Source organism: Tenacibaculum todarodis, from assembly GCF_001889045.1.
Lineage (GTDB): Bacteria > Bacteroidota > Bacteroidia > Flavobacteriales > Flavobacteriaceae > Polaribacter > Polaribacter todarodis.
Window position 1 is genome coordinate 112,317 of the sequence record NZ_CP018155.1, and the last position, 11,307, is coordinate 123,623.

Annotated in this window: 12 protein-coding genes; all 12 read left to right on the forward strand. The window is 32.7% G+C overall.

Annotated elements, in window-relative coordinates:
- Nucleotides 1-2: 2 nt before the first annotated feature.
- The 12 genes from serA (at nt 3) to LPB136_RS00600 (ending at nt 11,218) form a co-directional block, all read left to right on the forward strand.
- Nucleotides 3-1,895 (forward strand): phosphoglycerate dehydrogenase, encoded by a 1,893-nt coding sequence (gene serA / locus LPB136_RS00545; RefSeq protein ID WP_072554270.1) that lies wholly within the window; start codon nt 3-5, stop codon nt 1,893-1,895.
- 69 nt (nt 1,896-1,964) lie between these two features.
- Complete coding sequence (gene kynU / locus LPB136_RS00550) at nt 1,965-3,242, forward strand: kynureninase (RefSeq protein ID WP_072554271.1); 1,278 nt, start codon at nt 1,965-1,967, stop codon at nt 3,240-3,242.
- A 191-nt stretch (nt 3,243-3,433) separates the two neighbouring features.
- Nucleotides 3,434-4,828 (forward strand): FAD-dependent oxidoreductase, encoded by a 1,395-nt coding sequence (locus LPB136_RS00555; protein ID WP_072554272.1) that lies wholly within the window; start codon nt 3,434-3,436, stop codon nt 4,826-4,828.
- Nucleotides 4,829-5,044: 216 nt separating this feature from the next.
- Entirely contained in the window at nt 5,045-5,563 is a 519-nt protein-coding gene (locus LPB136_RS00560) for a DUF1697 domain-containing protein (protein WP_072554273.1), read from the forward strand.
- Between the two features lies 1 nt (nt 5,564).
- On the forward strand, nt 5,565-5,990 hold the full coding sequence (locus tag LPB136_RS00565) for a RidA family protein (RefSeq protein WP_072554274.1): 426 nt from the start codon (nt 5,565-5,567) through the stop codon (nt 5,988-5,990).
- Entirely contained in the window at nt 5,990-6,313 is a 324-nt protein-coding gene (locus tag LPB136_RS00570) for a GIY-YIG nuclease family protein (RefSeq protein ID WP_072554275.1), read from the forward strand. Before LPB136_RS00565 ends, LPB136_RS00570 begins: the two co-directional genes overlap by 1 nt.
- Complete coding sequence (locus LPB136_RS00575; protein ID WP_072554276.1) at nt 6,300-7,772, forward strand: aldehyde dehydrogenase; 1,473 nt, start codon at nt 6,300-6,302, stop codon at nt 7,770-7,772. The genes LPB136_RS00570 and LPB136_RS00575 overlap by 14 nt, the downstream gene beginning before the upstream one ends.
- Before the next feature lie 116 nt (nt 7,773-7,888).
- Nucleotides 7,889-8,107 carry a DUF6500 family protein gene (locus tag LPB136_RS00580; protein ID WP_072554277.1) on the forward strand — a complete coding sequence of 73 codons (219 nt, stop codon included), beginning with the start codon at nt 7,889-7,891 and terminating at the stop codon, nt 8,105-8,107.
- Nucleotides 8,108-8,140: 33 nt separating this feature from the next.
- Complete coding sequence (locus LPB136_RS00585) at nt 8,141-8,458, forward strand: GIY-YIG nuclease family protein (RefSeq protein WP_072554278.1); 318 nt, start codon at nt 8,141-8,143, stop codon at nt 8,456-8,458.
- Nucleotides 8,459-8,499: 41 nt separating this feature from the next.
- Nucleotides 8,500-9,297, forward strand: coding sequence for an SDR family oxidoreductase (locus LPB136_RS00590; protein ID WP_072554279.1), 798 nt, complete (start codon nt 8,500-8,502; stop codon nt 9,295-9,297).
- Nucleotides 9,298-9,604: 307 nt separating this feature from the next.
- Nucleotides 9,605-10,135 carry a 3-hydroxyanthranilate 3,4-dioxygenase gene (locus tag LPB136_RS00595; protein ID WP_072554280.1) on the forward strand — a complete coding sequence of 177 codons (531 nt, stop codon included), beginning with the start codon at nt 9,605-9,607 and terminating at the stop codon, nt 10,133-10,135.
- Nucleotides 10,136-11,218, forward strand: a complete 1,083-nt coding sequence (locus LPB136_RS00600) for an amidohydrolase family protein (protein WP_072554281.1) — start codon at nt 10,136-10,138, stop codon at nt 11,216-11,218. It begins immediately after the preceding gene.
- Nucleotides 11,219-11,307: the final 89 nt, after the last annotated feature.

The following is an 11,307-nucleotide window of genomic DNA, read 5'->3' on the forward strand; positions in this document are numbered from 1 at the left end:
TAATGATTACCAAGAAAAGAAGTTATGTTTTTGATTTTGATAGTACGCTAACAAAAGTAGAAGCATTAGATGTTTTAGCAGAAATTACGTTGATTGATAACCCTAAAAAAGAAGCTATAATTCAAGAAATTATAGACATAACTAATTTAGGAATAGACGGAGAGATTTCTTTTACAGAGTCTTTAGAGAGAAGAATTAAGCTTTTAAATGCTAACAAAGCAGATTTAGATGGTTTGGTTGTTGCATTAAAAAAGCAAGTTTCTAAATCCATAGAAAATAATAAAGAATTTTTTGAAGAATTTGCTGATGATATTTATGTTATTTCTTGCGGATTCAAAGAATTTATAGATCCTATTGTAAAAGAATACAATATACCTTCAGAAAGAGTGTACGCAAACACATTTGAGTTTGCAGCGGACGGTAAGATTATTGGTTTTGATGCTACTAATCCATTATCGCAACACAACGGAAAAATTAAATGTCTAAAAGACATGGATTTAGAAGGAGAAATACAAGTTATTGGAGATGGTTACAGCGATTATGTAACTCGTGAAGCTGGTGTGGCAGATAAGTTTTTTGCTTACACAGAAAATGTTTCAAGAGATAAAACAACAGAAAACGCAGACCATATTGCACCTAATTTAGATGAATTTTTATACGTAAACGATTTGCCAAGAAATATCTCATACCCAAAGAACAGAATTAAAATTTTATTGTTAGAAAACGTGCACTCAGACGCTTTTAAGAAGTTGTCTAAAGATGGTTTTACAGTAGAAACAGTTTCAAAAAGTTTGTCTGAAGACGAATTAATTGAAAAAATAAAAGATGTACACGTTTTAGGAATTCGATCTAAAACCCATGTTACTCAAAAAGTTGTTGATGCTGCTGAAAAATTAATGGTGGTTTCAGCATTTTGTATCGGTACAAAGCAAATAGATTTAGAAGCGTGTAAAGAAAACGGAATTGTAGTTTTTAATGCACCATATAGTAACACACGTTCAGTAGTTGAATTAGCTATTGGAGAAATTATTATGTTAATGCGTTCTGTTTTTCAACGAAGCACAGAAATTCATAACGGTCAATGGAATAAAACAGCAGAAGGTTCTAGAGAAGTTCGTGGTAAAAAACTAGGTATTGTTGGTTATGGAAACATTGGTAAGCAACTTTCTATTTTAGCTGAAGCTTTAGGAATGGACGTTTATTATTATGATGTTGAAGATAAATTAGCATTAGGAAACGCAACTAAAGTAGATGAATTATCAGATTTATTAGCACTTTCTGATGTAGTTACTTTGCATGTTGATGATAATGCTGCAAATAAAAACTTCTTCGGAGAAAAAGAAATTTCTCAGATGAAAGATGGCGCACATTTAGTAAATCTTTCTCGTGGTTTTGTTGTGGATATTCCTGCTTTAGTAGCAGCTTTAAAATCAGGTAAAATTGCTGGAACAGCAGTAGATGTATATCCAGAAGAACCAAGGAAAAACGGAGAATTCTTTACGGAATTAAAAGGATTACCAAATGTAATTTTAACACCGCACGTTGGTGGAAGCACAGAAGAAGCACAAAGAGATATTGCAGATTTTGTACCAAGTAAAATTATGGCATATATTAATTCTGGGAATACTGTAGATGCTGTAAACTTCCCAAATATTCGTTTACCAAGGCAAACAAAAGCGCACAGATTTTTACATATACATAAAAATGTTCCGGGTGTAATGGCTAAGATTAATAAGGTTTTGGCAGAATACAATTTGAATATAACTGGTCAGTATTTATCTACAGATCCTAAAGTTGGATATGTAATTACAGACTTAGATAAAGAGTATAATACAGAAGTTTTAGACGAATTAAGAAAAATAGAAGGAACTATTAAGTTTAGAGTATTGTATTAAAATCTATAGTAAATATTATTATCTAAAAAATGATTGTTTTATATTTGAAGACAATCATTTTTTTATTTAATGAAATATCAAAACACTTTACAATTCGCACAACAGCAAGATAAGGAAGATAAATTATCTTATTTACGAAATCGATTTCATATTCCTAAAGACAAAAAGGGGAATAATTGGCTTTATTTTACAGGAAACTCTTTAGGGTTACAACCAAAAGCTACCAAAGAATATATTCAACAAGAATTAGATGATTGGGCAAATTACGGAGTAGAAGGTCATTTTGAAGCCAAAAACCCTTGGATGCCTTATCATGAGTTTCTTACTGGAAATATGGCTAAAATTGTAGGCGCAAAACCAATTGAAGTTGTGGTTATGAATACACTTACAACCAATCTTCATTTGTTAATGGTTTCGTTTTACAGACCAACAAAAACAAAATATAAAATTGTTATTGAGTCGGATGCTTTTCCTTCAGATAGATATGCGGTACAATCGCAATTAAAATTTCATGGTTTTTCTGAAGAAGATGTAATTGAATGGAAACCAAGAAAAGGAGAAGAATTATTAAATATAGATGATTTAGAAACCATCGTTTCTGAACAAGGAGATGAAATAGCTTTATTGTTAATTGGTGGCGTAAATTACTACACTGGTCAATATTTAGATTTAAAACGAATTGCAGAAATTGGTCATTCAAAAGATTGCGTCGTCGGAATCGATTTAGCACATGGAGCAGGAAATATTTCACCAGAATTACACAATTCAGGAGTAGATTTTGCAGCTTGGTGTACCTACAAATACTTAAATTCCGGACCAGGAAGTTTAGGCGGATTATTCGTTCACGAAAAACATTCAAAAAATAAAGATTTACCACGTTTTGCAGGTTGGTGGAATCATAATAAAGACACACGTTTTAATATGCGTCAACCATTTGATGTAATGGATGGAGCAGAAGGTTGGCAATTAAGCAATCCGCCAATATTATCAATGGCAGCAATAAAAGCGTCTTTAGATATGTTTGCAGAAGTTGGCATGGAAGCGTTAAGAGAAAAATCAGAAAAACTAACAGGATATTTTGAGTTTTTAATCAACCAAATTGGTTCAGAAGATATAAAAATTATCACACCATCAAATCCAAAAGAAAGAGGTTGTCAATTATCTATTCAAGTTAAAAATGCTGACAAAAGTTTACACAAAAAGTTAACAGAAAATAATATTATTACAGATTGGCGAGAACCAGATGTTATACGTTGTGCGCCAACGCCAATGTATAATTCGTTTGAAGATGTTTATAGAATGGTTAATAGCCTATCCTCAATCCTTTCCGAAGGAAAGGAGGTTTAGAGTGATAAATCAATTCGTAGAATTGAAATTTGAATTGCAGAAATAATGAACGAAGGAATGGAGATGCAAAACGCAGTTTTAAGCACGGAATTCCGAAAGAGAATGTTCCGAAGGAATTTCCTCAATTCAATATGATTTTTTGGTTCGTTTTGTATCAAGACAAAATGAATGTAAGAAAAAAGAAAAAATAAATGACAAAACAAGATAATATACTAATAATAGGAGCAGGACTTTGCGGAAGTTTACTAGCTTTAAGATTAGCGCAAAGAGGTTACAAAGTTGAGGTGTACGAAAGTAGACCAGATTTAAGAACTACAGATATTTCCGCAGGAAGAAGCATCAATTTAGCATTGTCAGATCGTGGATTTAAAGCTTTGCGTTTATGTGGAGTAGAAGAGAAGGCAAGGGAAATTTGTATTCCGATGTATGGTAGATTAATGCATGACAAAGAAGGAAATACATTTGCGTCTAATTATTCAGGAAGAGAAAATGAATATATAAATTCAATTTCTCGTGGCGATTTAAACGGAATTTTACTTACTGAAGCAGAAAAACACGAAAATGTAAACATACATTTCAATTCAAAATGTACTTCTGTTGATATTGAAAATACAGTTGCGCATTTTAAAAGTTATTCGACAAAAGAAGAATTTTCCATAGATGCTGATGTTATCTTCGGAACAGATGGCGCTGGTTCTGCATTGCGCAAAAGCTATTATTTAGAGAAGAAATTCTTGTTTAGCTATTCACAAAATTATTTAACGCACGGATATAAAGAATTAGAAATTCCAGCTGATAAAAATGGTAAACATCAAATAAGTGATGGACATTTACACATTTGGCCTCGTGGCGAATATATGTTAATCGCATTACCAAATATGGATGGAAGTTTCACTGTAACCTTGTTTTTAAGTTATGATGAAGGCGAATACAACTTCAAGAATTTAACTTCTGAAGAAAAAATTACTGCATTTTTTGAAGAACAATTTCCAGATGCTTTAAAATTAATTCCGAGTATAAAAGACGAGTTTTTTAACAATCCAACAGGTGCGTTAGGAACTGTAAAATGTTCGCCTTGGATGTATCAAAACAAAACTATTTTAATGGGAGATGCTGCACATGCAATTGTCCCGTTTTACGGACAAGGAATGAACGCTTCCTTTGAAGATGTTACAGTTTTTGATGAAATTTTAAATCAAGATTTAGATAGTTGGGAAGCGGTTTTTAAAACCTATCAAAATTCAAGAAAAGAAGATACAGATGCCATTGCAGATTTAGCGATTGACAACTTTCACGAGATGAAAGATCATGTTGCAAATCCGGTTTTTAAAGAAAAAAGAAAGTTAGAAATGACTTTAGAAAAAATGTTTCCGAATGAGTATTTTTCTAAATATTCGATGGTAACTTTTAATGAAGATATTCCGTATGCAGAAGCAATGAAAAAAGGACGTGCGCAAGACAAAGCATTGTTAAATATGGTTGCTGATAATGATTTAGAAAATATTTCAGATTTAAAATCTGTATTAAAAAGAGTACAAGAAGAAACGAATGAAATTTTACAAGAAGATAAAATAGCAGGATTGTAGTTTTTTTTGAAGCTATTTCCTGCTTTCCACTATATCTTTTTTATGAAAAATAAAAAAGGATGCCGTTTCAATCAGGGCTAGACCTCTTTATAGAAGATAGTTACATATCGAGGCTAATAGAATATTAAATTAATTTGTCATTCTCGCGAAAGCGGGAATCCATAAAAAAGATAGTTTAGATTCCACATCAAGTGCGGAATGACAAACAATAAATAAATGAAGAAATACATCGTTTTATTACGCGGAATAAATGTGTCAGGAAAAAACAAACTTCCAATGGCAGAACTACGTGAGTTATTAAACGATTTACAGTTTCAAAATATTCAAACCTATATCCAAAGTGGAAATATCATTTTAGAATCAGAAAAAACGAAATCAGAAATTTGTAAAATAATAAAAGACGGAATTTTCACTAAATTTGGATATGATGTTCCTGTAATTACAAGAACAATTTTGGAATGGGGAAAAGCAGTTGCTAATTACCCTTTTTCAACAGAAAATGAAAAAATAGTTGCTTTTTCGTTTTTAAATAAAGTGCCAGAAGCAACAACTATTGAGATTAAAAATATAGGAGAAGACAGATACAAAATTGATAATGATGTTGTGTATTTAAATTGTCCATCAGGTTTTGGTAAAACAAAATTGACTAATAATAGTATTGAGAAGAAACTCAATGTAATTGCAACAACAAGAAATTTAAGAACTACATTAAAACTGTTAGAATTAACAAAATAATATGTCAGAAAAAAAAGTAACACCAAGAGGCGCATATCCACATGTAAAAGTTGTGGGCGATTTTATTTTTGTTTCAGGAACAAGTTCAAGACGATCAGATAACACCATTGCAGGAGTTGATGTTATTGACGAAATGGGAACAAAAAGATTAAATTCGGAAACCCAAACAAGAGAAGTTTTAAAAAACATCGATAAAACGCTACAAACTGTTGGAGCAAGTTTAAAAGATGTAGTTGATGTTTCTTCATTTTTAGTAAACATGAACGACTTTGCAGGATATAATAAAGCCTACGCAGAATTTTTTGACAAAGAAACAGGACCAACAAGAACAACCGTTGCTGTACATCAATTACCACATCCAGATTTGGTAGTGGAAATTAAAGTTACGGCATTCCTGCGTAGGCAGGAATCTCAAAATAAAAGTTAATGAGCGTTTGGTATGTCTATATTATGGCAAACAAACCTAAAGGTGTTATTTATATTGGAGTTACAGATAATATAGAAGAAAGAGTTAAAGAACATAAACTTAAACTATACCCTAATTCATTTACAGCAAGGTATAATTGTAATAAATTGGTGTATTTTGAAGAAATATTGAAAGCAGTACAAGCGAATGAAAGAGAAAGACAAATGAAAAAATGGAAGAGAAATTGGAAAACTAAGTTAATTGAAGATATGAACCCTAGTTGGATGGATTTAAGTATGAACTGGAATTTTAACACTAATAAATTTAGGCATGAAAAAAGATAAGATTCCTGCCTGCGCAGGAATTAAAAACTACATAAACGGAGAATTTGTAAATCCAATTTCGGATAATTATATTGATAACTATAATCCAGCAATTGGTGAAGTGTATGGGCAAATACCAGATTCTACAAAAGAAGATGTAGAAAAAGCTGTTGAAGCAGCAGAAAAAGCATTTCCAAGTTGGTCTAACACAACATTAGCAATAAGAAGTAAAATATTGTCTAAAATTGCCGATTTAATCCACCAGAATTTAGACAAACTTGCAGCAGCAGAATCTAAAGACAACGGAAAACCTTTAAGTTTAGCCAAAGCGATAGATATTCCAAGAGCGTCGTCCAACTTTCAGTTTTTTGCAAATGCAATTACCCAGTTTTCTTCGGAAGCGCATGAAAGTGTTGGTTTAAATGCAGTTAATTTTACATTAAGACAACCAATAGGAGTTGTCGGTTGTATTTCTCCGTGGAATTTACCTTTATACTTATTCACTTGGAAAATTGCTCCAGCAATTGCCGCAGGAAATTGCGTTGTCGCAAAACCGAGTGAAGTTACGCCAATGACAGCTTATTTATTAGGCGAAATTTGTAACGAAGCAGGTCTTCCAAAAGGAGTTTTAAACATCGTTCACGGATTAGGAACTTCAACAGGACAAGCAATTGTAGAGCACCCAAATATAAAAGCGATTTCATTTACTGGCGGAACAGCAACCGGCGCACATATAGCAAGAATTGCAGCACCAATGTTTAAGAAATTATCCTTAGAATTAGGCGGAAAAAACCCGAATATCATTTTTGCAGATTGCGATTATGATAAGATGTTAGAAACCACAGTTCGCTCTTCGTTTGCAAATCAAGGTCAGATTTGTTTATGCGGAAGTAGAATTTTTGTGGAAGAGAAAATATACGAGCAATTCAAGATAGACTTTGTTCAGAAAGTTTCAGAATTGAAAGTCGGAAATCCATCAGAAGAAAGTACAAATATTGGCGCTTTGGTTTCTAAACAACATTTAGAAAAAGTGAAATCGTATATTGATATAGCAGAAAATGAAGGCGGAAAAATACTTTTTGGAGGAAAGAAAGTTGAGGTTGCTGGAAGTGAAAAGGGCTATTATTTACAACCAACAATTATTGAAGTTGTGAGTAATAAATGTAGATTGAATCAAGAAGAAATTTTTGGACCTGTTGTAACTATAATGTCATTTAAAACAGATGGAGAAGCTTTACAATTAGCAAATGATGTAAAATACGGATTATCAGCTACTTTATGGACAAGTAATTTAAATAGAACCATGCAATTTTCCAAACAATTACATAGCGGAATTGTTTGGGTTAATACATGGCTAATGAGGGATTTAAGAACTCCTTTTGGTGGGCAAAAAGAAAGCGGAGTTGGTAGAGAAGGAGGTTTTGAAGCCTTACGTTTCTTTACTGAACCTAAAAATATTTGTATAAAATTCCTCCCTTAATCCCTCCGAAGGAGGGAAACTGTTGAGGTTTTTAAAAAAAGATTTATTAGCTTATTAAAATAAAATTACTAATACAAAACAAATTCCCTTTCCCTAGGAAAGGGTTAGGGATAGAAATGAATAAAGAATTAAAAGAAAAAATCATTCAAGTTTGCGATGATAAAATTGCCAAAAAAGGAACAAATGTAGGTTTGTCTTTTTATGCATTTTTCAAAAATAAAAATGACAACCCGAAGTTGTTAATGGAAGCAGCAACTTGGTGGATAGAAACTCACAAATTAGATCACTTTGAAAAAGCAGTGAAGATTAAGCAAATGATATTAGAGAATAAATAAACGTGTCTCCTCGAGCGCAGTCGAGAGGTTAATATGAAATCCTATTTTGTTTATATAATAAAATGTTCAGATGATTTACTCTATGTTGGAGTAACCAATAATATTGAAAGAAGATTTGAAGAACATCAGAAAGGTTTAAATAAAAGTTGTTTTACTTTTAAAAGAAGACCTCTTGAATTAATCTTTTATCAGGTATTTAACGATATAGAACAAGCGATTTATTTTGAAAAGAAAATAAAAAAATGGAGTGCAAAGAAAAAGTTAGCTTTAGCAAATGAAGATTTTGATATGTTAGAAATTTTATCAGAATGCAGAAATGCAACACATCATAAATATAAACCAGATAATTAAATAGGTCTCGACTGCGCTCGACCAGACATAGAAATAAAAATATGAATTTAGAATTACAAAACAAAAACGCCTTAGTTTGCGGAAGCACACAAGGAATCGGAAAAGCAACAGCAATCGCTTTAGCAAACGAAGGAGCAAACGTTACTTTGGTAGCGAGAAACGAAGAGAAACTTAAAGAAGTTTTGGCAGAAATAAGAGAAAACTGTCAGTTCGAGCGCAGCCGAGAACAATGTCATGGTTATTTAGTTGCCGATTTTTCTAAACCAGAAGAATTAAAAAAAGCCATAGAAACAACTGATTTAAAGTTTCATATTCTAATAAATAATACTGGCGGACCAAAAGGAGGAGAGTTACTAACAGCAACTCCAACCGATTTAATAAACGCATTTCAAATGCATATTGTTTGCAATCAAATTTTAACGCAAGCGGTTGTTCCATTTATGAAATCAGAGAAATTTGGTCGAATTATCAACGTAATTTCCACGTCGGTAAAAGAGCCAATTCCGGGTTTAGGCGTTTCAAACACTATTAGAAATGCGGTTGGAAATTGGGCAAAAACCTTAGCAACAGAACTTGGCGGATTTCATATCACGGTAAATAATGTATTGCCAGGATTCACAAACACGGCGCGTTTAGACCAAATTATCAAGATAAAATCAGAGAAAGCTAATACAACTGAAGCGCAAATGGAGCAACTTTTAAAAAGTTATGTTCCTGCGGCACGGTTTGCAAAACCAGAGGAAACTGCTGCGGCTGTTACCTTTTTGGCAAGCGAACAGGCAAGTTACATCAACGGAATTAACCTTCCTGTAGATGGCGGAAGAACAAAATCTTTGTAAATTTATAACGTAACCCGCGTTAGGGATTGAAACGGCATCCTTTTTATGTCAGTTCGAGTGAATTTGTGAAGCATGAACAAATTTGTATCGAGAACAAATAAAAAGATATAGTGAAAAGCCCGACCTTTAGGTAACGCCAAAATGGTTATAAGAAGCTATTTCCTGCTTTCGCTACTCGCTGTTTCGTTCCTCAACGAGCTCAAACAAGCCGCTCAATCAGGGCTAAACTTGTTTGCGAAATGAAGTAATAAAAAAAGAGTAATTTTAAAGTTTAACAATCTAAAGAACCAATAATCTAAAAATCTATATCATGAATTTAGTACAACCTTTAAATTTTAAAAAGTGGATTGATGAACATCGTCATTTATTAAAACCACCAGTAGGTAACAAACAAGTTTGGGATAATGGCGAGTATATTGTTATGGTTGTAGGTGGACCAAATAGCAGAAAAGATTATCATTATAATGAAACTCCTGAGTTTTTCTATCAAGTAGAAGGCGATATGATTTTAAAAATCATAGACGATAAAGGAGAAATGATTGATGTGGAAATCAACGAAGGCGATATTTATTTACTGCCAGCAAAAGTACCGCATTCTCCACAACGAAAAGAAAACACCGTTGGTTTGGTTATCGAATATCCACGTTCAGAAGGAATGTTAGATGCTTTAGAATGGTATTGCGAAAACTGTGGAAATCCTTTATACAGAGAAGAATTTGCATTGGATAATATAGAAACAGATATGCCTATTATTTTTGATACATATTATTCTGACAAAAAGAAATGTACCTGTTCTAATTGTGGAACTGTAATGGAATCACCAAAGAAAATTAAATAAATGAAACGTAAACTACGCATAAACGGACATTCACATTTATTGCCTTATCCAGAACAAATTCCTGATTTTATGAAGGAAAAGGAAATTTTTTGGGTAGATGATGAACGTAAACATATGTTACAAAAAGGATGGAGACGTCCCGTAACCGATTCAAGTTTTTTCTTAGATGAGAAATTATTGTGGATGGAAAAAAACAAGCTAGATCACGCTGTGGTTTTAAATCTTTCTCAGTTATACGGAAACGGATTACGTTTAGAGGAAATGAAAAAAGCATTGCGTTTTCAAAACGATTTTAACGCTAAAGTTCAGCATGATCATCCAAGTAAGTTTACCTGTGGTTTTGTGGTGCATCCAGGTTTTATATACGGAGCATTAGATGAAATGAAACGTTGTGTGGAAGAACTGGGATTAAAAGTTTTGTGCTTACCAACGCATTTTATGGATTCAATTGGGCAATGGCGTTGTGTTTTTGACGAAGAAAATGATCGAATTTTTGAATTAGCAGACAAATACAAATTGGCAATTGAAATTCATCCGTATGATGGAGATAAAATGATAAAATTAGAAAATACCAATTGGCGTTTTCATCTAATTTGGATGTTGGCACAATGTGGTGATGCGTATCATTTTTATACTTTAAACGGAATGCAAGAACGCTTTCCTAACATTAGAACTTGTTTTGCACACGGAGGTCAATTGGCACAAATGAATTTAGGAAGACGTATTCAAGGTTTTGATGGAAGACCAGATTTGTTTGAAGGAAAAACGCATCCTAGAAAAGCAGTTGGGCATAAAAATATTTTTTTTGACACGTTGGTTCACGATACCGATTCGTTAAAATTAATGTTTAAAAGGCAAGGAACAAGTCAGGTTTTAATGGGCTTAGATGATCCGTATCCTTTAGGTGAAATGGAAAGTGATAGACAATCTTCGTATCCAGGAAAAATTTTAGATTTAGCTATTGAACAAAATATTATTACAGAAACTGAAAAAGGTCAAATTTGGGAAGACAATGTTTTACAATGGTTGTTTGGCGATGATGAAAAAGCCAAACAAGAATTAATAAATAAGATTTTAGGGTAGTTTTATTTGGGGGTTACTTTATCCTGAATGCATATAGGACTAAAGTGAGGTTTCACTACTCGCTTTTTTTCATACTTCAAAAAAGAGCT